Source organism: Glycomyces sp. NPDC048151, from assembly GCF_043202775.1.
Lineage (GTDB): Bacteria > Actinomycetota > Actinomycetes > Mycobacteriales > Micromonosporaceae > Glycomyces.
On record NZ_JBIDBB010000002.1, the window covers coordinates 443,887 to 468,149 of the forward strand.

A 24,263-nucleotide genomic window follows, 5' to 3' on the forward strand; every position below is an offset into this window, starting at 1 on the left:
ACTACTTCCCCCGCTTCCGGTTGACGTTGCGACGACGGACGATGAGCCGGTCGTTCGGGTGGTTCCGCTTGCGGGTGCGGCCCTCGGGCTTACCCTGCGGGTTCACCGGGTGACGACCACCGGACGTCCGGCCCTCGCCACCACCGTGCGGGTGGTCGACGGGGTTCATGACGACACCGCGGACGGTCGGGCGCCAGCCCTTCCAGCGCATGCGGCCGGCCTTGCCCCAGTTGATGTTGCCCTGCTCGGCGTTGCCGACTTCACCGACGGTGCCGCGGCAGGTGACCTGGACCAGGCGGATCTCACCGGAAGGCATGCGCAGGTGCGCGTACTTGCCTTCGCGGGCGAGCAGCTGGATCGAGGCGCCCGCGGAGCGGCCGAGGGCGGCGCCGCCGCCCGGCTTGAGCTCCACCGCGTGGATCGTGGTACCGACCGGGATGTGACGCAGCTCCAGCGAGTTGCCGGGCTTGATGTCGGCCTCCGGGCCGTTCTCGATCACGTCACCCTGCTTGATGCCCTTGGGGGCCAGGATGTAGCGCTTCTCGCCGTCCGCGTAGTGCAGCAGCGCGATGTTGGCGGTGCGGTTCGGGTCGTACTCGATGTGAGCGACCTTCGCCGGGACGCCGTCCTTGTCGTGCCGACGGAAGTCGATCACGCGGTAACGGCGCTTGTGGCCGCCGCCGCGGTGACGGGTCGAGATCTTGCCCGAGTTGTTGCGGCCGCCGGTCTTGGAGATCGGGCGCAGCAGCGACTTCTCAGGGGTCGAGCGGGTGATCTCGGCGAAGTCGGAGACGCTCGAACCGCGACGACCCGGGGTCGTCGGCTTGTACTTGCGAATAGCCATTGCTTCTTGCTCCTACGAGATCTGTCCGCCGAAGATCTCACCCAGGCGACCGGGGTCGCCCTCGACGGTGATGATCGCGTGCTTGACACTCTTGCGCTGACCCCAGCCGGTACGGGTGCGCTTGCGCTTGCCCGAGCGGTTCAGGGTGTTGACGCTCTTGACGTCCACGTTGAAGATCTGCTTGACGGCGATCTTGATGTGGCTCTTGTTGGCGCGCGGGTCGACCTCGAAGGTGTACTTGCCCTCACCCAGCAGGGTGTAGGTCTTCTCCGAGATGACCGGCTTGATGATGATGTCGCGCGGGTCGGCGACGGTCACTTCGCTCACGCCGCGACCTCCTGCTCAGTCCGGTCAGCGATGAACGCCTCGAGGGCGGCCTCGCTGAACACGATGTCCTCGTTGTTGAGCACGTCGTAGGTGTTGACCTGGCCCCAGTCGAGCAGGTGCACCTCGGGCAGGTTCCGCAGGCTCAGGGCCGCGGTCTGCTCGTCGCGCGTGAGGACCACGAGGACCTTGCCGGCCTCGGTGATCGCCGCGAGCGCAGCCTGGACGGTCTTCGTCTTGGGCGTGTCGCCCTCGATGAAGGCGTCGATGACGTGCACGTTCTCGCCGCGCACCCGGTCGGTGAGGGCGCCCGCGAGAGCGGCGGCCTTCATCTTCTTGGGCGTGCGCTCGGCGTACGAACGCGGCTGCGGGCCGTGGACGACGCCGCCGCCGGCGAACTGCGGGGCGCGGATCGAGCCCTGACGGGCGCGGCCGGTGCCCTTCTGGCGGTACGGCTTCTTGCCGCCGCCGCGGACTTCCCCGCGGGTCTTGGTCTTGGCCGAGCCCGTGCGGGCGGCGGCCAGCTGCGCCGTGACGACCTGGTGCATGAGCGGGATGTTCGGCTCGACGTCGAAGATCGACGCGGGGAGCTCGATGGTCTTACCCGTCTCCTTGCCAGAGGCGTTCTTGACGTTGATTTCGAGGCTCATGGTTATGCCACCTGCTTGACTGCCGTGCGGACGAGCACCAGGCCGTTCTTCGGCCCGGGGATGGCGCCCACGATGAGCAGCAGACCGCGCTCGGCGTCGACCGCCTGGATGCGCAGGTTCTGCGTGGTGTGACGGGCGTGGCCCATCCGGCCGGCCATGCGCATGCCCTTGAAGACGCGGCCCGGGGTGGCGCAGCCACCGATCGAACCGGGGGCGCGGTGGACCTTGTGCGCACCGTGGCTGGCGGGGAGACCGCCGAAGCCGTGGCGCTTCATGACGCCGGCGAAGCCCTTGCCCTTGGTGGTGCCGGTGACGTCCACGAGCTGACCGGATTCGAAGATGGTGGCTTCGACGGTCTGGCCGAGGTCGTAGTCGGCGGCGTCCGAGGTGCGCAGTTCGACGAGGTGGCGACGCGGAGCGACACCGGCCTTCTCGAAGTGGCCCTGGAGCGGCTTCGTCACGTTCTTGAGTTTGATGTCTCCGAAGCCCAGCTGGACGGCCGCGTAGCCGTCGACATCGGGCTTGCGAACCTGGGTGACCACGTTCGGGCCGGCCTGCACCACAGTGACCGGAACGGCGCGGCCGTTCTCGTCCCAAACCTGGGTCATGCCGAGCTTGGTGCCCAGGATTCCCTTGATCTGCCTGTCCATTGGTCCCCTACAGCTTGATCTCGATGTCGACGCCGGCCGGGAGGTCAAGGCGCATCAACGAGTCGACCGTCTTCGGGGTCGGGTCGAGAATGTCGATGAGGCGCTTGTGCGTGCGCATCTCGAAGTGCTCGCGCGAGTCCTTGTACTTGTGCGGCGACCGGATCACGCAGAAGCGGTTGATCTCAGTCGGCAGCGGCACCGGCCCGGAGATGGCAGCACCGGTACGGGTGACCGTCTCCACGATCTTGCGGGCCGAGGAGTCCACGACCTCGTGGTCGTAGGCCTTCAGCCTGATGCGGATCTTCTGTCCCGCCATGTGTCCTAACCTTACGTAAATTGGCTGTTCAGACCGCTCCACGCGGTCGGGCGTGTCGCGAGTTCGAGACTGGCTTGGGCACAGCAGTGCCTCTCGCTGGTCTCTTTGGCTCGCCCGCCTGCCCGTCGTGAAACGGTCCCTCTCAGCACCTACGAGTGCCTACTCGGGCCCGCGGGCCGGGCGTGAGCACCGGCGTCCGTCGCAGTGCACAGCACTGGGAACGCCGGAGCGTACGCAACCTGAATATTATGCCTGCTCCCCCATTCGCCCAGCAAGCTGGGGTCGGGCAACAGTGGGACAGGTTACGCGTATGCGTGGTGTCCGCGTCTCGGACGCCGGACCGGAGGGTATCGCCGGTCACCGGGCGTTCGAAATGAGACGCAAGTAAACCGGGGCGGCTCACGAATGAGCCGCCCCGGCACTAGGTCTTACTTGAGGACCTTGGTGACGCGGCCGGAGCCGACCGTGCGGCCACCCTCGCGGATCGCGAAGAGCAGACCCTCGTCCATGGCGATGGGCTGGATGAGCTCCACCTTCATGTCGGTGTTGTCACCCGGCATGACCATCTCGGTGCCCTCGGGGAGGGTCACGACGCCGGTCACGTCGGTGGTCCGGAAGTAGAACTGCGGACGGTAGTTGTTGAAGAACGGCGTGTGACGGCCGCCCTCGTCCTTGGACAGGATGTAGACCGCGGCCTCGAAGTCGGTGTGCGGGGTGGTCGTGCCAGGCTTGACGGCGACCATGCCGCGCTCGACCTCTTCGCGCTTGGTGCCGCGGAGCAGGAGGCCCACGTTCTCACCGGCGCGCGCGTCGTCGAGGGTCTTGCGGAACATCTCGATGGCGGTGACCTTGGTCTTGATCGCGCCCTCGCGGATGCCGACGATCTCGACTTCCTCGTTGGGGAGGAGCACACCGCGCTCCACACGACCGGTGACCACGGTGCCGCGGCCCGTGATGGTGAAGACGTCCTCGATCGGCATGAGGAACGGCTGGTCCGTGGCGCGCTCCGGCTCCGGGACCGAGTCGTCGACGGCCTGCATGAGGTCGGCGACGGCGTCGACCCACTTGGCCTCGCCCTCGAGGGCGCCGAGCGCCGAGACCTGCACGACCGGGGCGTCGTCGCCCGGGAAGCCCTGGTCGGACAGCAGCTCGCGGACCTCCATCTCGACGAGCTCGAGGATCTCCTCGTCGTCGACCATGTCGGACTTGTTGAGCGCCACGACGACGTAGGGGACGCCGACCTGGCGGGCCAGGAGGACGTGCTCACGGGTCTGCGGCATGGGGCCGTCAGCGGCGGACACGACCAGGATCGCGCCGTCCATCTGAGCGGCACCGGTGATCATGTTCTTGATGTAGTCGGCGTGCCCGGGGCAGTCGACGTGCGCGTAGTGACGCGCCTCGGTCTGGTACTCGACGTGCGAGATCGAGATGGTGATACCGCGCTGGCGCTCCTCGGGAGCGTTGTCGATCTCGTCGAACGGCGTGTACGGGTTCAGGTCCGGGAACTTGTCGTGCAGGACCTTGGTGATCGCCGCGGTGAGCGTGGTCTTGCCGTGGTCGACGTGACCGAGCGTGCCGATGTTCACGTGCGGCTTAGTGCGCTCGAACTTTTCCTTTGCCACTTCGTCCTCCTGTGGACTGGGTAAATCTGGTTTGACTTATCTAGGACCCATTGCGTCGCTTTGGAATAGCAACACCGCTGCTGGCAACAGGTGGTCGGCGGGCGGGCGCCCAGGCTTGGGCGCCCAGTCCGCCTACTCGCCTGTCGCCTTGGCGATGATCTCCTTGGCGACGTTCGCCGGGACTTCGGCGTAGGTGTCGAACTGCATCGAGTAGTTCGCACGCCCGGCAGTCTTCGACCGGAGGTCGCCGACGTAGCCGAACATCTCCGAGAGCGGCACGCGGGCGGTGACCGTGCGGTCGTTGCCCCGCTCGCCCATCTCCTGGATCATGCCGCGACGGGAGTTGATGTCGCCGATGACATCGCCCATGTTGTCCTCAGGGCAGATGACCTCGACGGCCATGACGGGCTCGAGGATCACCGGACGAGCCCGCTTCGCGGCCTCCTTCAGCGCCATGCGACCCGCGATCTTGAAGGCCATTTCCGAAGAGTCGACCTCGTGGTACTGACCGTCGATGAGCTCCATCTTGACGCCGACCAGCGGGTAGCCCGCCAGCACGCCGTCCCCGAGCGCGGACTCCGCGCCGGCCTTGACCGACGGGATGTACTCGCGCGGGATGCGGCCACCGGTGATCTTGTCGTCGAAGGCGAAGATCTCGTCCTCGTTCGACTTCATCTCCAGCGGCTCGAGGTTGACGAGCACGCGCGCGAACTGACCGGAACCACCGGTCTGCTTCTTGTGCAGGTACTCGACCTTCTCCACCCGCTGGGTGATGGTCTCGCGGTAGGCCACCTGGGGCTTGCCGATGTTCGCCTCGACGCCGAACTCCCGCTTGATGCGGTCGACCATGATGTCGAGGTGCAGCTCGCCCATGCCCGAGAGCACGGTCTGGCCGGTCTCCTCGTCGGTCTGGACCCGGAAGGTCGGGTCCTCTTCGGCGAGGCGCTGGATGGCGGTGCCCAGCTTGTCCTGGTCGGCCTTCGACTTCGGCTCGATGGCCACGTCGATCACCGGCTCCGGGAAGATCATCGACTCCAGGATCACCTGGTCGTTCGAGTCGCTGAGCGTGTCACCGGTGGTGGTGCCCTTGAGGCCCTGCACCGCGATGATGTCGCCCGCCTGCGCCGACGAGCGCTCTTCGCGCTTGTTGGCGTGCATCTGGTAGATCTTGCCGATGCGCTCCTTGCGGCTCTTGGTCGAGTTGATGACCTGAGTGCCGGACTCAACGGTGCCCGAGTAGATGCGGACGTAGGTGAGTCGACCGAGGTGCTTGTCGGTCTGGATCTTGAACGCGAGGCCCGAGAAGGGCTCCTCGACGTCCGGGTGACGCTCGGCCGGGGTCTCGTTGTCGGTGAGGGTCCCCTGGATGGCCGGGATGTCGAGCGGGCTCGGCAGGTAGTCCACGACCGCGTCGAGCAGGGGCTGGACGCCCTTGTTCTTGAACGCGGTGCCGCAGAGCACCGGGTTGATCGCGTTGGCGATCGTGGCCTTGCGGATCGCGGCCTTCACATCGGCAACCGAGATCTCCTCGCCCTCCAGGAAGCGCTCGGCGAACTCGTCGTCGGCGTCCGAGAGGGTCTCCATGAGCTTCTCGCGGTACTCCTCGGCCTGGTCGGCCAGGTCCGCGGGGATCTCCTCGACGGTGTACTCCTCGCCGAGACCGGTCTCGCCGCGCCACACCTTGGCGTGCATCTCGACCAGGTCGACGACGCCGATGAAGTCGGCCTCGTTCCCGATCGGGAGCTGAATCACCGCGGTGTTGGAGTTGAGGCGGTCCTGCATCATCTCGACGCAGCGGAAGAAGTTCGCACCGGTGCGGTCGAGCTTGTTGACGAAGCACATACGCGGGACGTTGTACTTGTTCGCCTGACGCCAGACGTTCTCGGTCTGCGGCTCCACGCCCGCGACACCGTCGTAGACGGCGATGGCGGAGTCGAGCACGCGGAGCGAACGCTCCACCTCGACGGTGAAGTCGACGTGGCCGGGCGTGTCGATGATCTGGATGATGTTCTCGCCCCAAGAACACTTGGTGGCGGCGGAGGTGATGGTGATACCACGCTCCTGCTCCTGCTCCATCCAGTCCATGGTCGCGGCGCCGTCGTGGACCTCACCGATCTTGTGCGACACACCGGTGTAGTACAGGATGCGCTCGGTGGTGGTCGTCTTGCCGGCGTCGATGTGGGCCATGATGCCGATGTTGCGGAGCAGGGCGAGTTCCGCGTTAGCTTTGTTAGCCACGATCTCTCAGTCTCTCTGCGACTACCAGCGGTAGTGCGCGAATGCCTTGTTGGAATCGGCCATCTTGTGCGTGTCCTCGCGCTTCTTGACCGCGGCGCCGAGGCCGTTCGAAGCGTCCAGGATCTCGTTCGTCAGACGCTCGACCATGCTCTTCTCGCGGCGGTCGCGGGAGTACCCGACCAGCCAGCGGAGGCCGAGGGTCGTGGCGCGCTGCGGGCGCACGTCGACCGGCACCTGGTAGGTGGCGCCACCGACACGGCGGGAGCGGACCTCGAGGGTGGGCTTGACGTTGTCGAGCGCACGCTTGAGGATCACCACGGGGTCCGAGTCGGCCTTCTTGCGGCAGTTCTCGAGGGCTTCGTAGACGATGCGCTCGGCGAGGCGGCGCTTGCCGTCCTTGAGGACCTTGTTGATGAGCTGGGTGACGAGCACCGAGTTGTAGACCGGGTCGGCGGTAAGCGGCCGGCGCGGCGCGGGACCTTTACGCGGCATGCTTACTTCTCCTTCTTCGCGCCGTAGCGGCTGCGGGCCTGCTTGCGGTCGCGGACACCCTGGGTGTCGAGCGCGCCGCGGATGATCTTGTAACGGACACCGGGCAGGTCGCGGACACGACCGCCGCGCACGAGCACGATCGAGTGCTCCTGCAGGTTGTGGCCCACACCCGGGATGTAGGCGGTGACCTCGGTGCCGTTCATGAGGCGCACGCGGGCGACCTTGCGCATAGCCGAGTTCGGCTTCTTGGGCGTGGTGGTGTACACGCGCGTGCACACGCCGCGGGCCTGCGGGCTGCCCTTCAGCGCGGGCGTCTTGGTTTTGCTGGTCTTGGCCTTGCGGCCGTTGCGGACCAGCTGCTGGATGGTTGGCACTGAGGCGAACCCCTCTCAACAGTCGACGGTTGCGTATTCCTGGCTGTGCGGCGTCACCTGTCCCCCAGATCACTCTTTCCGGGCCCGCAAAGGGCCAGGTCAGTGACGTGGGTTTCCGTCCCCCGCGTTCGGGCGTGTCGCGTCTCTCCGGACCCATACCGGCATGCCGGGCAGACGAAGTCCGCCGTCGTGCAGGTTCAGACGCGTTCGCGAACGGACCCTGTCAGGGCCGGCCATCAAGACCGTGTCCGCGAAGCCCCCAGTGCGAGGGATGCGTGCCGATGACGCCAGCTGACGGGATCAGATCCTGTCTTCTTGCAGGCACGCAACCTGGCCTGGCTCTCACGGGGACCAAGCTGCCGGAGTTGACAGGGCCACCATGCCGCTCAAAGCGGTGTCCAGGCGCAAGGGAAAAGCCTACCTAGCCTAACGGGCGAGGTCAAAGCGGTTTTCGCCCCGCAAGGTATCCGTGTTCAGTGTCACGGATGCTTGAGGAGGAGTGCTCTGGCCTGCTCGTTCGGTGCGGTAGACACACCGTGGCCTATATTAGCTCGCGATGCGGGACGCGCCCGCGCGGGATGCCTCATCAGAGGCGCTGTTCACCAGCAGTTCCCTCAGGCGTCAGCCTGAAACCGCGACGCCCCCGTCATAGGTCGCTCCCCCGGCCTCACGGGCGAGCGAGACCACCCAGACGAGCAGTGCCGCGACCACGACGGCCGAGGCGATCCCGATGGCGGTCCAGGCCTGCCGCCGGATCGACGCCAGCCGCGAGCCCCCGAGCAGGAACCCTTCGGAGGCACGGATGTCGGCCTCGGCCTGGCGGGCGAGCATGAGCGCGATGACCGCGGGAACGGCCCCGCCGACAAAGAGCGACAAGGCGACGCCGACACCGGCGAGCAGCCTGGCCGCCACCACCTTCGTCGACTCCACCGGCTCCGGATCGTCCGGATGCCGAACCCCGAAAACCCCGCGCACCTCAACCACCCGCCCATCCTATGGGCCGGTTCGCTCCGTCGCGTCCGCGGTGGTTCCACCGAACGATTCGAGGTCGGCCGAAAACTCCGCAGCGCTGAAGAAAATCCTGCCCTGCCCGGCCGCGATCTCCTGAAACGCCGGTGGGCCGGTGGCGCTTTCGCGCCACCGGCCCACCGGTTTCTTGCATGCCGTCGGGAATCGGCAGGTGTTCGCTTAGAAGGAACCCAGGTCGTAGGAGTCCTCGAGGCTGACCGCCGGGCCGCCGCCGTAGGCGAAGGCGCTGGCAGTGGTGTCCTCGTAGCCGCCGAGGGAGTAGACCGCGGCCTTGGCTTCCTCGGTGGGCTCGACCGACACGTTGCGGTACTTGGCGATGCCGGTACCGGCCGGGATCAGCTTGCCCAGGATCACGTTCTCCTTCAGGCCGACCAGCGAGTCGGACTTGCCGGAGATCGCGGCCTCGGTGAGGACGCGGGTGGTCTCCTGGAACGAGGCCGCGGACAGCCACGACTCCGTCGCCAGCGAGGCCTTGGTGATGCCCATCAGCTGCGGACGGCCGGAGGCCGGCTCGCCGCCGTCGGCCAGCACCTTGCGGTTCTGCTCCTCGAACTCCAGCCGGTCCACCAGGGAACCCGGCAGGAACTCGAGCGTGCCCGAGTCGATGATCGTCACGCGCTTGAGCATCTGGCGCACGATGATCTCGATGTGCTTGTCGTGGATCATCACGCCCTGCGAGCGGTACACGTCCTGGACCTGCTCCACCAGGTGGCGCTGGACCTTCCGCGGACCGAGCACGCGCAGCAGCTCGTGCGGGTCGATGGTGCCCTCGACGAGCTTCTCGCCGACCTCGACGCGCTCGCCGTCGCCCACGCGCAAGCGCAGACGGCGCGGCACCTTGTCGACCACGATCTCCTCGGAACCGTCGTCCGGGGTGATGATGATCTTCCGGCTCTTCTCGGCGTCCTCGATGCGCACGGTGCCGCTCGCCTCCGCGATCGGCGCCTTGCCCTTGGGGACGCGCGCCTCGAAGACCTCCTGGACACGCGGCAGACCCTGCGTGATGTCCTGCGAGGTCGCCGCACCACCGGTGTGGAAGGTACGCATCGTCAGCTGGGTACCGGGCTCACCGATCGACTGCGCCGCGATGATGCCCACGGCCTCGCCGAGGTCGACCTTCTCGCCGGTCGGCATCGAACGGCCGTAGCAGGCCGCGCAGACGCCCTGGCGGGACTCGCAGGTGAGCACCGAGCGGATCTTCACCGTGGTGACGCCCGCGGCGACCAGCGTCGCGATGTGGTCGGAGTTCAGCGGCGTGTTGCGCTCGAGGATGACCTTGCCGTCGACCTCGACGTCGTCCGCGAGGTTGCGGGCGTCGACCGAGGAGTCGACCGTGTCGGCCTCCACGAAGCGGCCGTCGATCTCGACGGCGACCTGGAACTCCAGGGCGCGGTCGGTGCCGCAGTCGTCCTCGCGGATGATGACGTCCTGCGAGACGTCCACCAGACGACGGGTCAGGTAACCCGAGTCGGCGGTACGCAGCGCGGTGTCGGCCAGACCCTTGCGCGAACCGTGGGTGGAGATGAAGTACTCCAGCACCGTCAGGCCCTCGCGCAGCGAGGACTTGATCGGACGCGGGATGATCTCGCCCTTCGGGTTCGCCACCAGGCCGCGCATACCGGCGATCTGCCGCAGCTGCAGCATGTTGCCTCGCGCGCCCGAGTTGATCATCTGCCACAGCGGGTTCTCCGGCTGCAGCGTCTCGTTCAGGTCCTCCAGCACCTCGGCCGTGGCCTTGGTCCAGATCTCCGTCAGCTCGCCGCGGCGCTCCTCCGCGGTCATGAGACCGCGGACGTACTGCTTGTCGATCTTGGCGGAGTCCGCCTCGTACTTCTCCAGGATCTCGGCCTTGTGGGCCGGCTCCACGACGTCCTCGATGCCGATGGTCACACCGGACCAGCCGGCCCAGCGGAAGCCCGCGGACTTCAGCGCGTCCAGGCAGGCGCCCAGCTGCACCTTCGAGTAGTGCTCGGACAGGTCGTGGATGATCTCCGAGAGCTGGCCCTTGCGGACCTCGTAGTTCACGTACTCGAAGTCCGGCGGCAGGCACTCGTTGAAGAACACGCGGCCCAGCGTCGTCTCGACCAGCAGCGGCTCGCCCGGGGTCCAGCCCTCAGGGGCCGTCCACGGCTCGCCCTTGCCGTTGTTGATGGTCTCGATGCCGTCCAGACGGATCCGGATCGGCGACTGGAGGTCCAGCTCGCCGCGGTCCTTCGCCATCTGCGCCTCGCCGACGTCCGAGAACGCCCGGCCCTCGCCGACGCGGCCCGGAGACTCGTGCGTCAGGTAGTACAGGCCGATGATCTGGTCCTGCGTGGGCAGGGCCACCGGCTTGCCGTCCGAGGGCTTGAGGATGTTGTTCGACGCCAGCATCAGGATGCGGGCCTCGGCCTGGGCCTCAGCCGACAGCGGGACGTGCACGGCCATCTGGTCGCCGTCGAAGTCGGCGTTGAAGGCGGTGCACACCAGCGGGTGCAGCTGGATGGCCTTGCCCTCGACCAGCTGGGGCTCGAAGGCCTGGATGCCGAGGCGGTGCAGCGTGGGCGCGCGGTTGAGCAGGACCGGGTGCTCGGAGATGACCTCTTCGAGCACGTCCCACACGACCGGACGCGCGCGCTCGACCATGCGCTTGGCCGACTTGATGTTCTGCGCGTGGTTCAGGTCCACCAGGCGCTTCATCACGAACGGCTTGAACAGCTCCAGCGCCATCTGCTTCGGCAGACCGCACTGGTGCAGCTTCAGGCGCGGGCCGACCACGATGACCGAACGGCCCGAGTAGTCGACGCGCTTGCCGAGCAGGTTCTGGCGGAACCGGCCCTGCTTGCCCTTGAGCATGTCGGACAGCGACTTGAGCGGACGGTTGCCGGGGCCCGTCACCGGGCGGCCGCGGCGGCCGTTGTCGAACAGCGCGTCCACCGACTCCTGCAGCATCCGCTTCTCGTTCGCCACGATGATCTCGGGCGCACCGAGGTCCATCAGCCGCTTCAGGCGGTTGTTGCGGTTGATGACGCGGCGGTACAGGTCGTTCAGGTCCGAGGTCGCGAACCGGCCGCCGTCGAGCTGCACCATCGGGCGCAGCTCCGGCGGGATCACCGGCACGCAGTCGAGGACCATGCCCAGCGGCGAGTTGCCGGTGGCCTGGAACGCGGCCACGACCTTCAGGCGCTTGAGCGCGCGGAGCTTCTTCTGGCCCTTGCCGGTCGCGATGGTCTCGCGCAGGCTGATCGCCTCGGCGTCCAGGTCCAGGTTCTCCAGCAGGTTCTTGATGGACTCCGCGCCCATGCCGCCGGTGAAGTACTCGCCGAAGCGCTGCTGCAGCTCGCGGTAGAGCATCTCGTCGCCGATGAGCTGGCGGACCTCGAGCTTGCGGAACGTGTCCATGACCTCGTCGAGACGGTCGATCTCACGCTGCGCCTTGTCGCGGATCTGGCGCATCTCGCGCTCGCCGCCGTCCTTGACCTTGCGGCGGACGTCGGCGCGAGCGCCTTCGGCCTCCAGCTCGGCCAGGTCGGCCTCGAGCTTCGAGGCGCGCTCCTCGATCGCGGCGTCGCGCTGCTGCTCCAGGTGGCGCTTCTCGGCGACGATCTCGTTCTCCAGGGTCGGGACGTCCCGCTGGCGGGCCTCCTCGTCGACCGCGGTGATCACGTACGCCGCGAAGTAGATGACCTTCTCCAGGTCCTTCGGCGCCAGGTCCAGCAGGTAGCCCAAGCGCGAGGGAACGCCCTTGAAGTACCAGATGTGCGTCACGGGAGCGGCGAGCTCGATGTGGCCCATGCGCTCGCGGCGGACCTTCGAACGGGTCACCTCGACGCCGCAGCGCTCACAGATGATGCCCTTGAAGCGGATCCGCTTGTACTTGCCGCAGTAGCACTCCCAGTCCCGGGTCGGACCGAAGATCTTCTCGCAGAAAAGACCGTCCTTCTCAGGCTTCAGCGTGCGGTAGTTGATGGTCTCGGGCTTCTTCACCTCGCCGTGCGACCACTGGCGGATGTCCTCCGCGGTGGCGAGGCCGATCTTCAACTTGTCGAAGAAGTTGACGTCGAGCACTGAACTCTTCCCCTTGATGGTTCTTAAGGATTGGATGAGACGTTGGCGAGGGCGGCTGTCTCTCAAGCCGCCCTCACTCGACGTCAGGCGCTTTCGAAGTCCACGGACGAGGGCTCTTCGTGGGACAGGTCGATCCCCAGCTCCTCGGCCGCGCGGAAGACCTCGTCATCGCTCTCGGTCATCTGGATGGCCTGCCCGTCGGCGGACAGCACCTCCACGTTCAGACACAGCGACTGGAGCTCCTTGAGCAGCACCTTGAACGATTCCGGAATGCCCGGCTCGGGCACGTTCTCGCCCTTGACGATGGCCTCGTAGACCTTCACGCGGCCCACCACGTCGTCGGACTTGATCGTCAGCAGCTCCTGCAGCGCGTAAGCGGCGCCGTAGGCCTGCATGGCCCAGCACTCCATCTCACCGAAGCGCTGGCCGCCGAACTGGGCCTTACCGCCGAGCGGCTGCTGGGTGATCATCGAGTACGGACCGGTCGAACGCGCGTGGATCTTGTCGTCGACCATGTGGTTCAGCTTCAGGATGTACATGTAGCCGACCGAGATCGGGTCCGGGAACGGCTCGCCGGAGCGGCCGTCGAACAGCTGCGCCTTGCCCGTCGGGGCGACCATGCGCTGGCCGTCGCGGTTGGGCAGCGTGTTCGCCAGGACGCCGGTGACCTCCTCGGGGTGCGCACCGTCGAACACGGGCGTACCGACCTTGGAGTTCGCCGGGGCCTCGTCGGCGCCGATGGACTTGAGGGCCTGCTGCCAGGCCTCGTCGAAGCCCTCGAGCTTCCAGCCCGTCTTCGCCGCCCAGCCCAAGTGGACCTCGAGCACCTGGCCGATGTTCATACGGCCCGGCACACCCAGCGGGTTGAGCAGGATGTCGATCGGCGTGCCGTCCGGCAGGAACGGCATGTCCTCCTGCGGCACCACCTTGGAGATGACGCCCTTGTTGCCGTGGCGGCCGGCGAGCTTGTCGCCGACGCCGATCTTGCGCTTCTGGGCGATGTACACGCGGACCATCTCGTTGACGCCCGGGGACAGCTCGTCGCCGTCCTCGCGCGAGAAGGTGCGGACGCCGATGACCGTGCCGGCCTCGCCGTGCGGGACCTTCAGGGAGGTGTCGCGGACCTCGCGGGCCTTCTCGCCGAAGATCGCGCGGAGCAGGCGCTCCTCCGGGGTCAGCTCGGTCTCGCCCTTGGGCGTGACCTTGCCGACGAGGATGTCGCCGTCCTCGACCTCGGCGCCGATCCGGATGATGCCGCGGTCGTCGAGGTCGGAGAGCATCTCCTCGCCGACGTTCGGGATGTCGCGGGTGATCTCCTCCGGGCCCAGCTTGGTGTCGCGGGCGTCGACCTCGTGCTCGTCGATGTGGATCGAGGTGAGCACGTCCTCTTCGACCAGGCGCGAGGAGAGCACGATGGCGTCCTCGAAGTTCTGGCCCTCCCAGGTGGTGAACGCGACCAGCAGGTTCTTGCCCAGGGCCATCTCGCCCTTGTCCGTGGACGGACCGTCGGCGATCGGCTGCCCGGCCTCGACGCGCTCGCCCTCGGTCACGAGCGGCACCTGGTTGATGCACGAGCCCGCGTTCGAACGGCGGAACTTGTGCAGCAGGTAGGTGCGGCGCATGCCGTTGTCCTGCGCGATGGTGATGTAGTCGGCGGAGGCGTCCTCGACGAGGCCGTCGGCCTCGGCGACGACGACGTCGCCGGCGTCGACCGCGGCGCGGTACTCCATGCCGGTGCCCACCAGCGGCGAGTCCGTCTTGATGAGCGGCACGGCCTGGCGCTGCATGTTCGCGCCCATGAGGGCGCGGTTGGCGTCGTCGTGCTCCAGGAAGGGCACGAGCGCGGTCGCGACCGAGGTCATCTGGCGCGGCGAGACGTCCATGAAGTCGATCTCGTCGGCGGTGAGGAGCTCGGCCTCGCCGCCGCGGCCGCGGGCCAGGACCTGCGCGTCGACGAACGAGCCGTCTTCGTTCAGGAGCTGGTTCGCCTGCGCGATGGTGAAGCGGTCCTCTTCGTCGGCCGTCAGGTACTGGACGTCGTCGGTGACCTTGCCGTCGACGACCTTCCGGTACGGCGTCTCGATGAAGCCGAACGGGTTGACGCGCGCGAAGGTCGACATGGCGCCGATGAGGCCGATGTTCGGGCCTTCAGGCGTCTCGATCGGGCACATGCGGCCGTAGTGCGACGGGTGCACGTCGCGGACGTCCATGGCCGCGCGGTCACGCGAGAGACCGCCCGGGCCGAGCGCCGAGAGGCGGCGGCGGTGGGTCAGACCCGTGATCGGGTTGACCTGGTCCATGAACTGCGACAGCTGCGAGGTGCCGAAGAACTCCTTGATCGCCGCCACGACGGGGCGGATGTTGATCAGGGTCTGCGGCGTGATCGCCTCGACGTCCTGGGTCGTCATGCGCTCGCGCACGACGCGCTCCATGCGGGAGAGGCCCACCCGGATCTGGTTCTGGATGAGCTCGCCGACGGTGCGCAGGCGGCGGTTGCCGAAGTGGTCGATGTCGTCGGGGCCGTAGCCCGGCTCGGCCGAGTGCAGGCGCAGCATGAACTCGATCGTCGCGGCCAGGTCGTCCTCGGTGAGGACGCCCGTGGAGATCGGCGAGTCCAGGCCGAACTTCTTGTTGACCTTGTAGCGGCCGACCTTCGCGAGGTCGTAGCGCTTCTTGTTGAAGAACAGGTTCTCCAGCAGCGACTGTGCGTTGTCCTTCGTCGGCGGCTCGCCCGGACGGAGCTTGCGGTAGATGTCGAGCAGCGCCTCGTCCTGCGAGTTGATGGTGTCCTTTTCCAAGGTCGTCATCATGAGCTCGGACCAGCCGAAGCGCTCGCGGATGCGGTCGTTGTCCCAGCCGATGGCCTTCAGCAGCACGGTGACGGCCTGGCGGCGCTTGCGGTCCACGCGCACGCCGACGGTCTCGCGCTTGTCGATGTCGAACTCGAGCCACGCACCGCGGCCCGGGATGACCTTGGCGCTGGTGAGGTCGCGGTCGGAGGTCTTGTCGGGCTGCTTGTCGAAGTACACGCCCGGCGAACGGACCAGCTGCGAGACGACGACGCGCTCGGTGCCGTTGATGATGAAGGTGCCCTTCGGGGTCATCATGGGGAAGTCGCCCATGAAGACCGTCTGGCTCTTGATCTCGCCGGTGGTGTGGTTGATGAACTCCGCCGTGACGAACAGCGGGGCGCAGTAGGTGAGGTCCTTCTCGCGGCACTCCTCGATGGGGGCCTTGACCTCGTCGAAGCGAGGGTTGGAGAAGGACAGGCTCATGGTGCCCGAGAAGTCCTCGATCGGGCTGATCTCCTCGAGGATCTCGTCGAGGCCGCTCACCGCGTCATCGCCCACGCGGGCGCGGTACGCCTCGTTGCCTACGAGCCAGTCGAACGAGTCGGTCTGGAGCGCCAGAAGGTTCGGGACTTCGAGTTTCTCTTCGATCCTGCCGAACGAGATACGGCGAGGTGCGTGCTTGCTCTTGCTGGAGCTGGTCTTGCCAGTGCGGGAAGCTGCCAAGATTCGTCCTTCCGAGGACCTGATTGTTACGACGGCCGGCGCATGCCGCAGTCTCCGCACCGATGCGGGATCGACGAGGACAGCCGGAGACGGGCACAGACCGCGCGGACATGCCAGATATGGCGTCCATCGTCGGTCGATTGCCTGGAATCCCCACCGTCCACGTCCCTCACCGCGTCAAGAAGGCGTGAAGGAGGCAGCGCAAATTAATAGCTTAATGTACGCTCCGGCAAGTGTCAACTTCCCCACCGGGTGGTGGGGTAAGGGGTGACGACAATCTCTCCCGCTGCCGAAGTTCCTTCCGTACATCGCTCCGTTTCCGGTTCGCACGCTCACCGGGACCGTCCTGCGGGCCGCCCCGCGGCGGCCCTCTGCGCTTCGTCCGCGGCGCCGGGGGCGGCCCGGTGGGGGCGGACGTTGCGCGCGCCACGCAGTGGCGCTTGAGGAACTAGTTTGCAGGATCAAGTCACAGTTCGTCAAGTCAGGCGTCTAATTCGCCCGGATGCGCCCCTTCGGCCCCAGCGCCTGAACCGGTGCTCCGCGGGGCCGGGCGGGGAGGGCGAACCCCAGCGCAGCGGGCCCGCGGGCACGGGGCGGGGGCCGCGCGCGCGGGCGTTCTGAAAGGGACGCACAAGATTCGGGGCCCGGGCGTGTCGCGCCGGGCGGGGAGGGCGGGGTCCGGGACGCCTCTGCGTCGCCTGCCGCCAGCCGCGGGGCGCGAGCGCCCCGATGCCGGCCGCAATGCGGCGTCCCGGCCTCGCTCCTGCGGCGGCGGGCCCGGTAGGAGCCGACCGCCTCGTGGTGTTCAACGAGTCCGCGCGGAAAAGGTGACGCGGATTCAGCCGCCGATGGCCTCCTGGGCGGCTTCGACCGCCGTCCGCAGGTCGTCCTGGTAGGCGTACAGCTCCTCGTCCATGGTGAGGAACAGGTCGAGCTGGACCTGGCGGTAGGCGGCCTCGGCGTCCTCCCGGTAGCCGGTGGTCTCGGCGCAGTCGTCGAAGGCGACGGCCATCGCGATCTCGTGGGCCTTCTGGGCCTCGAAGTCGGTCCCGAGGTCGTCCGGCGGCTCGGGGGCGGCCTGGGGGTCGACGAGGAGGCCGTCGTCGTCGTAGACGATGAAGTCCTGGCCCGGGTAGTAGATCTTGTTGAAGTAGGCGTTGACGGGGAGGCTCCCGGTGCGGTCGAACTCCCAGTCGCCCCAGCCGCCCGCTTCGACGCAGTCGAGGAACGCCGTCTCCGGTTCGACGACGGCGGCGCGGTAGGCCTCGCGCAGGGCGTCCCAGTCGGCGGCCTCCTGCGGGGATCGTGGGCCCCAGGACCAGACGGTGCCTGCGGTGGCGCCGTTGGCGGCGACGGCTTCCGGTGCGCCGTAAAGGGATTCGATCATGTCGAGGAGGCAGCCGCCGGGCCGGGCGGCCTCCTGGAGTTCGGGGGCGATCGCGATCTCGCCGTCGTCGGAGGCGTCGGCGGTCGCGTCGCCCGCGGTGAGGCCGTCGCCCATGGAGGCGTACTCCTCGCCGGCGTAGGCCGCTCTCCACGCGCGTATGTCGTCGTAGGAGAGCTCGTAGAAGGCGGCGTTGTCGACGGTGGTGATCGGGCTGTCGGCGGCGAAGGCCTCGTTGTGCTCCTCGTCCGCGCCGCTCTCGTAGCCCTCGTCGGAGTAGGCCCACTGCCCGAAGCCCCATTCGGCGGCGTACCCGGGTTCGTGCAGGAAGCCCTCGAAGGGGTAGGTCTCGACGAGCGCGTCCTGCTCGGCGACCTGCCAGCGGAGCGCGAGCTCCATCTCGTCGTGGACGGCGAAGCCCTGGGCTTCGAGGCAGTCGACGACGAGGCGGCGTTCGGCGTCGGCGAGTTCGGCTTCGAGGCGCAGGTTCTCGTTGACGACGGCCAGGAGCCCGGCCTCGTCGTCGACGGCGCCGGGATCGTCGTCCTTCTCGCCGGTGCAGGCGGCGGCCGCGGCCGCCGCCGCGAGGGCGAGGAGGAGGAAGGGGAGTCGGCCGAGGGGTGTCGGCATGGGGTGCTCCGTTCAGTTGTGTCGTCTTGCAACGGGATAGGGGGCGGCCCGGGCTGCGCCCCATCTGCGCGGCCCGGGCCTTTCTTCCCCGATAGAGAGGTGGCTTGTGTTACTTGTCGAGCAGCTCCTGCGCCTTCGCGATGGCGTCGCGCATGTCGTCCTGCCAGGCGTAGACGTCCTGCTCGATCTCGAGGTAGACGTCGATGTTGGCCTTGTCGTAGGCCTTCTCGGACGGGTCGGCGAAGCCGACCTCGTCGCCGCACTCGGCGAAGTCGACGGCCATCTGGATCTCGTAGGCCTTCCACTCCTCGTAGGAGTCGCCGGCGTCCTCGGGCATCGGCGGGACCACGGTCTCCGAGTCTGTGTCCATCCACATGTCGCGCTCGTCGTCGCTCACGTTCTGGTAGTACAGCTCGTAGAAGAACTCCCAGGTGGGCAGCGTGTTGTACTCGTTGAACTCCCAGCCCTCGTAACCGCGGCCGGTGATGCAGTCGATGTACTCGGCCTGCTTGTCGCCCATCTCGGCCGCGTACTCGGCCTCGATGTTCGCCCACATGTCCTCGCCGTCTTCCTCGCCGCCGTAGGTGGGGTTCTCGGGGCGGTACTCCCAGTACTTGTCGGTGTAGGTCTCGCCGTCCATCTCGTAGGTGGACTCGACCTGGCGGGGCTCGCCGTAGAGCGCCTCGATCATCTCGAGCTGGCAGCCGCCGGGCTTGGGCTCCTCGTAGGCCTCCGGCGCCTCGACGTCGATCTCGCCCTCCTCCTCGGCGGCGGCCTCCTCCTCGAGTGCGGCGGCCTCCTCCTCGGTGAGCTCCTCGACCATCTCCTCCTCGGAGTACATGGAGGCGTACTCGGCTTCGGTGCCGTAGTTCTGCTCGACGTACTCCTCGCCCTGGTAGGCGACGTACCAGGCGTACTGCTCCTCAGGAGTCAGCGCTTCCCATTCGGTGTAGTCGGGCTCGACGTACTCCTCGCCGCCGCCTTCCTCCTCTTCCCACTTGGCCTCCTGGGCCTCGTAGTACTCCTCGGTGGCCGGGTCCTCCATGCCCTCTTCGGAGTTGGTCCAGCCGCCGAAGCCGAACTCCGCGGCCTCTTCGGCCGGGAGGATGAAGCTCTCGTGGGGGTAGCTGTAGGTGAGGGACTTGACTTCCTCGGGCTCGTAGTTCTCGAAGTACCCGGGTTCGTGGACCGTGTGCCCCGCTTCCTCCAGGCAGTTCTGGACGATGCGGTTCTCGGCCGCGGCGATCTCGCTCTCGAGGCGGGCGCTCTCGTTGAGCATCTCGACGAGGCGCTCCTCGTCGGACTTGTCGTCGTCGCCTCCGCCGCCGATACCGAGCATCCCGCAGCCGGCGGTCAGCGCGAGCACTGTCGCCCCGCCGAGTCCGGCCGCCCATCTCCTTGCGGACATCGTCCATCTCCTTGAGTGCGTGGGTGTGTCTACTCGCAAAGACGTGGCGGTGGTTCGGTTTCGTTGCTCGCGGCCCCGATTCTTCTGAGAATTCTTTCCAGCAACGAAAAGACCGGGTCCGCGCCGCCGTGAGGCGGTGCGGACCCGGTCTGCGTACAAGGGCTGGGAGGCCCCTTATGCAGTAATCAGGAGTGCGCGATTACTTGAGGGAGACGGTGGCGCCGGCGCCTTCGAGGGCTTCCTTGGCCTTCTCGGCGTCTTCCTTCTTCGCGCCTTCGAGGACGGCCTTGGGGGCGCTCTCGACGAGCTCCTTGGCTTCCTTGAGGCCGAGGCCGGTCAGGCCGCGAACTTCCTTGATGACCTTGATCTTGGACTCGCCAGCGGACTCGAGGACGACGTCGAAGGTGTCCTTCTCGGCCGCGGCCTCGGCACCACCGGCGGCGGGGCCGGCGGCGGCCACGGCGACGGGGGCGGCGGCGGTGACGTCGAACTTCTCCTCGAACGCCTTGACGAACTCGGAGACCTCGAGCAGGGTCATGCCCTCGAAGGTTTCGAGCAGCTCTTCAGTGGACAGCTTAGCCATGGTGTGGTTCCTTCCTTAAAGTCTTGGGCCTGCTGGGGTTACTCCCCGGCGGCCGCTTTCTTGTCCTGCAGCGCCGCGCCGAGTCGTGCGACCTGCCCGGCGGGGGCGGCGAGCACGGCGGCGGTCTTCTGCGCGGTGGCCTTGAGCGCGCCGGCCAGCTTGGCCAGCAGCACCTCGCGGGACTCGAGGTCGGCGAGCTTGTTGATCTCATCGACGGAGAGGGCTTTGCCCTCCATGTACCCGCCCTTGATGACCAAGGCGTCGTGCGACTTCGCGAACGCGCGGAGTCCCTTCGCGGCCTCGACCGGGTCACCCTTGATGAAGGTGATCGCGGTGGGGCCGACGAACAGCTCGTCCAGGCCGGTGACACCGACCTGGTTGGCGGCGCGCTTGGCGAGGGTGTTCTTGGCGACGCGGTACTGCGTCCCCTCGCCGAGGGAACGCCGGAGCTCGCGCAGCTCTGCAACGGAGAGGCCGCGGTACTCGGTGAGCACCGTGGCGGTCGCGCTGGAGAACTCGTCGGCGAGTTCGGCGATGGCGGTCGTCTTACCCGCCGGGTATTCCCTGTCAGCCATATTTCCCTCCTCTCTCGGCTGGTCAATCCAAAACCGTGCGGAGGCGACAAAAAAGGCGCCCTCGCGGGACGCCATATCACTGGGACCTTCGGGCCCGGGGGCCCGCACCATGGTCGCTTCGAATAGTCGCCCTACGTCGGTCCCGGGTGGTTTACAACCGCGCAAGGCGGTGACCGAACGGTCTTTGGGTTGTTGAAGTCCAGACTAGCAGGCGAGATGAGCGAAGCCCCAGCGCAGTCGCCTGCGCCGGGGCTACATCACACCTCGCGGTGCACTACTTGATCTTGACCGCCTGCGGGTCGACCGGGATGCCCGGGCCCATGGTGGTGGAGATCGTCGCCTTCTTGAGGTAGACGCCCTTGGAGCTCGACGGCTTCAGGCGCTGCACCTCTTCGAGGGCGGCGGCGTAGTTCTCGGCCAGCTGCTCGGCGGAGAAGCTGGTCTTGCCGATCGGCAGGTGCAGGTTCGCGTGCTTGTCCACACGGAACGAGATCTTGCCGGCCTTGATCTCCGTGACGGCCTTGGCGACGTCGGGAGTGACGGTGCCCGTCTTCGGGTTCGGCATGAGACCGCGCGGGCCCAGGATGCGCGCGATCCGGCCGATCTTGGCCATCTGGTCGGGCGTGGCGACGGCGGCGTCGAAGTCGAGCCAGCCTTCGGAGATGCGCTTGACGAGCTCGTCGGAGCCGACCTCGTCGGCGCCGGCGGCGACGGCGGCCTCGGCCTTGTCGCCCTCGGCGAAGACGATGACGCGGACGGTCTTGCCCGTGCCGTGGGGCAGGGAGACGGTGCCGCGGACGAGCTGGTCGGCCTGACGCGGGTCGACGCCGAGTCGCAGGGCGACTTCAACGGTGGCGTCGAACGTGGTCGGCGAGGTCTCCTTCGCCAGCCCGGTCGCCTCGGCGGGCGAGTAGAGCTGGGAGCGGTCGACCTTCTTGGCGATGTCGGTGTACTTCTTGCTGCGCTTCATGTTCCATCCTTCGGATGTCGTGGTGAGGGCGGGCGCGCGCCCTTCCACTGGGTTGGTGTCGGCGGGGAGCCGACGGCGACCGGTCTAGCCTTCGACGGTGATGCCCATGGAGCGGGCGGTGCCCGCGACGATGAGCGACGCGGCGTCGAGGTCGTTGGCGTTGAGGTCGGGGAGCTTCTTCTCCGCGATCTCGCGCACCTGGGCCGAGGTCACCTTGCCGACCTTGACGCGGTGGGGCTCGCCAGAGCCCTTCGCGACACCGGCGGCCTTGAGCAGGAGCTTCGCGGCCGGCGGGGTCTTGAGGACGAACGTGAACGAACGGTCCTCGTACACCGTGATCTCAGCGGGGAGGACTTCGCCGCGCTGGGATTCGGTGGCCGCGTTGTAGGCCTTGCAGAACTCCATGATGTTGACGCCGTGCTGGCCGAGGGCGGGACCCACCGGCGGGGCCGGGGTGGCCTGGCCACCCGCGAGCTCCAGCTTGAACGTCACAACGGCCTTCTTGTTGGGAGCCATCGTGTCCTTCTCTTGATCCTGGGCTTTGCGGAGGCTCGCGCCTCCGCCTTACATGTGAGCGGGACGACGCCCGGTCACGATTACTCGCGTGCGCAGGGCAGAGCTCCGCGCACAACTTCTCCAGGGTACTCGCCCAGGTGGCGGGCACTCTGCAGGAGGTATGTGAGCTGTAGCTCGTGCTACAGCTTCGAGACCTGGTTGAAGTTGAGCTCGACCGGGGTCTCGCGGCCGAAGATCGAGACGAGCACCTTGAGCTTCTGCTGCTCGGCGTTGATCTCGGCGATGGTGGCCGGCATGGACGCGAACGCGCCGTCGACGACGGTGACGGACTCGCCCTCGCTGAAGTCGACCTTGATCTCGACGTCGCCGCCGGAGGACTCGGCCTGGGCCTCGTCCTTGGGCTTCTGCTCCGGCGGGAGCAGCCACTGGATGACCTCGTCGAGCGGGAGCGGGCTGGGCCGGTCGGTGCGGTCGACCACGCCGACGAAGCCGGTCACGCCGGGCGTGTTGCGCACGACGGAGTAGGACTCGGGGGTCATCTCCATGCGGACGAGCACGTAGGACGGGAAGACCTTGGCCTCGACCTTGGAGCGCTTGCCGTTCTTGATCTCCACCTCGGTGTGGGTGGGGACCTCGATCTGGTAGATGTAGTCCTCCATGTCGAAGGACTGGATCCGGTTCTCCAGGTTGGAGCGCACCCGGTTCTCGAAGCCCGCGTAGGAGTGGAGCACGTACCACTCGCCGGGCGCGAAGCGCAGCTTGGCGCGCAGCGCCTCCGCCGGGTCGACCTCGGGCTCGCCGGGTACGGCGTCCTCGTCGATCTCGGGCTCCGCGTCGACGTCCGCGACCTGCGCCGCGGCAGCCTGGGCCGCGACCTCGTTCTTCAGGGCCTCGTCGAACTCAGACACGCTCAACTCTCATTCCGGCTCGACCCCGCCGACGGCGGGGTACTGCGACTGGTCATTTCTACGACGGTGCACACTCGGCCGCACCGGTTTTCTCGGATGCGGGGAGCCCGTCTGTGAAGTCGCGCGCCGGCGGTGCCGGCGCGCGTCATACCCACTAGGGTAGCCGCTCCGGACGGCGGTGCGCCTCAGGCACCGGCGAACCGGCGCAGGTCACGCAAACCGCCCGCTGCCGGGAGGGGCGGGAGGCCGCGCCGCGGGCGGCCGGCGGGGTCTAGGAGTCGGCGCCGAAGGCCCGGCGGACGAGGTCGCCGAAGAGCAGGTCGAGGCCGCCGATGTAGGCCATCATGATGCCGACGAAGACCAGGACCACGACGGAGTAGGTGATGAGCTGGCGGCGGGTCGGGTAGACGACCTTGCGCAGCTGCTCGACGACCTCTTTGAGGAAGCGGCTCAGCTTCTTGAAGACGTTGCGCTCAGCGGTCTTCTCGCCCTGCTTGCGCGTGGGACGACCCTTTTCAGCGGTCGCGTCCGCGTCGGAGCTGCTGGTGTCGTCGGCCACGTCGGCTTCCTCCAGGGTTGGTCTGATCGGGGCGGTCAGGGTTGCAGCATACCGGAGCCGCGAGGGGCGTCACTATCGCGGCGGGGCGCTTCGGGTGCGCTCGGCGTAGGCGGCGACGAGCTTGTCCCGCTCGGTGTTCCAGCGCTCGCGCATGAGGCCCATCTCGTGCTCGACGAACTCCATGAACGCGGCGGTCTGGACGAGGTGGTCGCGGCCGGGGCCGTCGGGCAGGACCTCCATGCCGACGAGGGCGAGGTCGCGGTAGCGGCGGATGATCGGGGCGCGGTCGAGCATGATCGAGCCCCACAGGTCCTCGTCCTTGAGGCGGTAGACGTCGGCGCGGGTCGAGGCGCGGCGGGTCTTGAAGAGGAGCCCGGCCGTGACCAGCTCGCGCACGGCCCCGGAGACGGCGGCGAGGCTGATGCTGAGGCCCTCGGCGATCTCGGCGGCGGTGTAGGTCTCCGCGTCGTCGACGAGGACGTAGGAGAACACCCGGGCCGACATGCGCTGGAGCCCGCTCTCGATGAGGATCGCGGCGAACTGCTCCACGTACTCCAGCAGGGCCCTACGCTCGGCGGTGTGCTCTTCCATCGTTCCCCTTCGGCGCCCTGTCGGATTTCTTGATGTTA

At 67.5% G+C, this 24,263-nt stretch carries 21 protein-coding genes; all 21 read right to left on the bottom strand.

From position 1 onward, the window contains the following. Window position 1 precedes the first annotated feature (1 nt). Complete coding sequence (gene rplB / locus ACGGCP_RS05540; RefSeq protein ID WP_228094838.1) at window positions 2–844, bottom strand: 50S ribosomal protein L2; 843 nt, start codon at window positions 842–844, stop codon at window positions 2–4. 12 nt (window positions 845–856) lie between these two features. Next, window positions 857–1,171 (bottom strand): 50S ribosomal protein L23, encoded by a 315-nt coding sequence (rplW, locus tag ACGGCP_RS05545; protein ID WP_208496278.1) that lies wholly within the window; start codon window positions 1,169–1,171, stop codon window positions 857–859. Then, window positions 1,168–1,818 (bottom strand): 50S ribosomal protein L4, encoded by a 651-nt coding sequence (gene rplD / locus ACGGCP_RS05550; protein WP_392961452.1) that lies wholly within the window; start codon window positions 1,816–1,818, stop codon window positions 1,168–1,170. Before rplD ends, rplW begins: the two co-directional genes overlap by 4 nt. Window positions 1,819–1,820: 2 nt before the next feature. After that, window positions 1,821–2,468, bottom strand: a complete 648-nt coding sequence (gene rplC, locus ACGGCP_RS05555) for a 50S ribosomal protein L3 (RefSeq protein WP_392961455.1) — start codon at window positions 2,466–2,468, stop codon at window positions 1,821–1,823. 7 nt (window positions 2,469–2,475) lie between these two features. Then, a complete protein-coding gene (rpsJ, locus tag ACGGCP_RS05560) occupies window positions 2,476–2,784 on the bottom strand; it encodes a 30S ribosomal protein S10 (protein WP_026922761.1) in 309 nt (102 codons plus the stop codon). Window positions 2,785–3,212: 428 nt separating this feature from the next. Beyond that, window positions 3,213–4,406: an elongation factor Tu gene (gene tuf, locus ACGGCP_RS05565; protein WP_392961458.1), complete on the bottom strand. Its 1,194-nt coding sequence runs from the start codon at window positions 4,404–4,406 to the stop codon at window positions 3,213–3,215. Between the two features lie 132 nt (window positions 4,407–4,538). After that, entirely contained in the window at window positions 4,539–6,644 is a 2,106-nt protein-coding gene (fusA, locus tag ACGGCP_RS05570; protein WP_392961461.1) for an elongation factor G, read from the bottom strand. A 21-nt stretch (window positions 6,645–6,665) separates the two neighbouring features. Continuing rightward, window positions 6,666–7,136 (bottom strand): 30S ribosomal protein S7, encoded by a 471-nt coding sequence (gene rpsG / locus ACGGCP_RS05575; protein ID WP_030155149.1) that lies wholly within the window; start codon window positions 7,134–7,136, stop codon window positions 6,666–6,668. A gap of 2 nt (window positions 7,137–7,138) precedes the next feature. Continuing rightward, window positions 7,139–7,510 carry a 30S ribosomal protein S12 gene (gene rpsL, locus ACGGCP_RS05580; RefSeq protein ID WP_270114993.1) on the bottom strand — a complete coding sequence of 124 codons (372 nt, stop codon included), beginning with the start codon at window positions 7,508–7,510 and terminating at the stop codon, window positions 7,139–7,141. A gap of 621 nt (window positions 7,511–8,131) precedes the next feature. Continuing rightward, the gene (locus tag ACGGCP_RS05585; RefSeq protein WP_392961466.1) at window positions 8,132–8,494 is read right to left on the bottom strand and encodes a hypothetical protein; all 363 of its coding nucleotides are present in this window, start codon (window positions 8,492–8,494) and stop codon (window positions 8,132–8,134) included. A gap of 204 nt (window positions 8,495–8,698) precedes the next feature. Further along, window positions 8,699–12,586 (bottom strand): DNA-directed RNA polymerase subunit beta', encoded by a 3,888-nt coding sequence (locus ACGGCP_RS05590; protein WP_392961469.1) that lies wholly within the window; start codon window positions 12,584–12,586, stop codon window positions 8,699–8,701. Window positions 12,587–12,669: 83 nt separating this feature from the next. Continuing rightward, window positions 12,670–16,101, bottom strand: a complete 3,432-nt coding sequence (locus ACGGCP_RS05595; RefSeq protein ID WP_392961472.1) for a DNA-directed RNA polymerase subunit beta — start codon at window positions 16,099–16,101, stop codon at window positions 12,670–12,672. Window positions 16,102–16,939: 838 nt separating this feature from the next. After that, the gene (locus ACGGCP_RS05600; protein WP_392961474.1) at window positions 16,940–18,115 is read right to left on the bottom strand and encodes a hypothetical protein; all 1,176 of its coding nucleotides are present in this window, start codon (window positions 18,113–18,115) and stop codon (window positions 16,940–16,942) included. A 109-nt stretch (window positions 18,116–18,224) separates the two neighbouring features. Then, window positions 18,225–19,523, bottom strand: a complete 1,299-nt coding sequence (locus ACGGCP_RS05605; RefSeq protein WP_392961476.1) for a hypothetical protein — start codon at window positions 19,521–19,523, stop codon at window positions 18,225–18,227. Between the two features lie 199 nt (window positions 19,524–19,722). After that, the gene (gene rplL, locus ACGGCP_RS05610; RefSeq protein WP_392961479.1) at window positions 19,723–20,106 is read right to left on the bottom strand and encodes a 50S ribosomal protein L7/L12; all 384 of its coding nucleotides are present in this window, start codon (window positions 20,104–20,106) and stop codon (window positions 19,723–19,725) included. A 38-nt stretch (window positions 20,107–20,144) separates the two neighbouring features. Then, window positions 20,145–20,681 (bottom strand): 50S ribosomal protein L10, encoded by a 537-nt coding sequence (gene rplJ, locus ACGGCP_RS05615; protein ID WP_392961482.1) that lies wholly within the window; start codon window positions 20,679–20,681, stop codon window positions 20,145–20,147. Between the two features lie 274 nt (window positions 20,682–20,955). Beyond that, complete coding sequence (rplA, locus tag ACGGCP_RS05620) at window positions 20,956–21,651, bottom strand: 50S ribosomal protein L1 (protein WP_392961484.1); 696 nt, start codon at window positions 21,649–21,651, stop codon at window positions 20,956–20,958. An 84-nt stretch (window positions 21,652–21,735) separates the two neighbouring features. Next, a complete protein-coding gene (gene rplK, locus ACGGCP_RS05625; protein WP_112138175.1) occupies window positions 21,736–22,167 on the bottom strand; it encodes a 50S ribosomal protein L11 in 432 nt (143 codons plus the stop codon). Between the two features lie 179 nt (window positions 22,168–22,346). Further along, window positions 22,347–23,075 carry a transcription termination/antitermination protein NusG gene (gene nusG, locus ACGGCP_RS05630; protein WP_392961489.1) on the bottom strand — a complete coding sequence of 243 codons (729 nt, stop codon included), beginning with the start codon at window positions 23,073–23,075 and terminating at the stop codon, window positions 22,347–22,349. A 271-nt stretch (window positions 23,076–23,346) separates the two neighbouring features. After that, on the bottom strand, window positions 23,347–23,634 hold the full coding sequence (secE, locus tag ACGGCP_RS05635) for a preprotein translocase subunit SecE (protein ID WP_392961492.1): 288 nt from the start codon (window positions 23,632–23,634) through the stop codon (window positions 23,347–23,349). A gap of 72 nt (window positions 23,635–23,706) precedes the next feature. Then, window positions 23,707–24,225, bottom strand: a complete 519-nt coding sequence (locus ACGGCP_RS05640; RefSeq protein ID WP_392961495.1) for a GbsR/MarR family transcriptional regulator — start codon at window positions 24,223–24,225, stop codon at window positions 23,707–23,709. Window positions 24,226–24,263 lie beyond the last annotated feature (38 nt).

Excerpts from the sequence above, each read along its gene's own strand:
- rplB (WP_228094838.1), bottom strand. The coding sequence starts at position 844 with ATGGCTATTCGCAAGTACAAGCCGACGACCCCGGGTCGTCGCGGTTCG.
- rplD (WP_392961452.1), bottom strand. The coding sequence starts at position 1,818 with ATGAGCCTCGAAATCAACGTCAAGAACGCCTCTGGCAAGGAGACGGGT.
- rplC (WP_392961455.1), bottom strand. The coding sequence starts at position 2,468 with ATGGACAGGCAGATCAAGGGAATCCTGGGCACCAAGCTCGGCATGACC.
- rpsJ (WP_026922761.1), bottom strand. The coding sequence starts at position 2,784 with ATGGCGGGACAGAAGATCCGCATCAGGCTGAAGGCCTACGACCACGAG.
- rpsG (WP_030155149.1), bottom strand. The coding sequence starts at position 7,136 with ATGCCGCGTAAAGGTCCCGCGCCGCGCCGGCCGCTTACCGCCGACCCG.
- ACGGCP_RS05600 (WP_392961474.1), bottom strand. The coding sequence starts at position 18,115 with ATGCCGACACCCCTCGGCCGACTCCCCTTCCTCCTCCTCGCCCTCGCG.
- ACGGCP_RS05605 (WP_392961476.1), bottom strand. The coding sequence starts at position 19,523 with ATGTCCGCAAGGAGATGGGCGGCCGGACTCGGCGGGGCGACAGTGCTC.
- rplL (WP_392961479.1), bottom strand. The coding sequence starts at position 20,106 with ATGGCTAAGCTGTCCACTGAAGAGCTGCTCGAAACCTTCGAGGGCATG.
- rplJ (WP_392961482.1), bottom strand. The coding sequence starts at position 20,681 with ATGGCTGACAGGGAATACCCGGCGGGTAAGACGACCGCCATCGCCGAA.
- rplA (WP_392961484.1), bottom strand. The coding sequence starts at position 21,651 with ATGAAGCGCAGCAAGAAGTACACCGACATCGCCAAGAAGGTCGACCGC.
- rplK (WP_112138175.1), bottom strand. The coding sequence starts at position 22,167 with ATGGCTCCCAACAAGAAGGCCGTTGTGACGTTCAAGCTGGAGCTCGCG.
- ACGGCP_RS05640 (WP_392961495.1), bottom strand. The coding sequence starts at position 24,225 with ATGGAAGAGCACACCGCCGAGCGTAGGGCCCTGCTGGAGTACGTGGAG.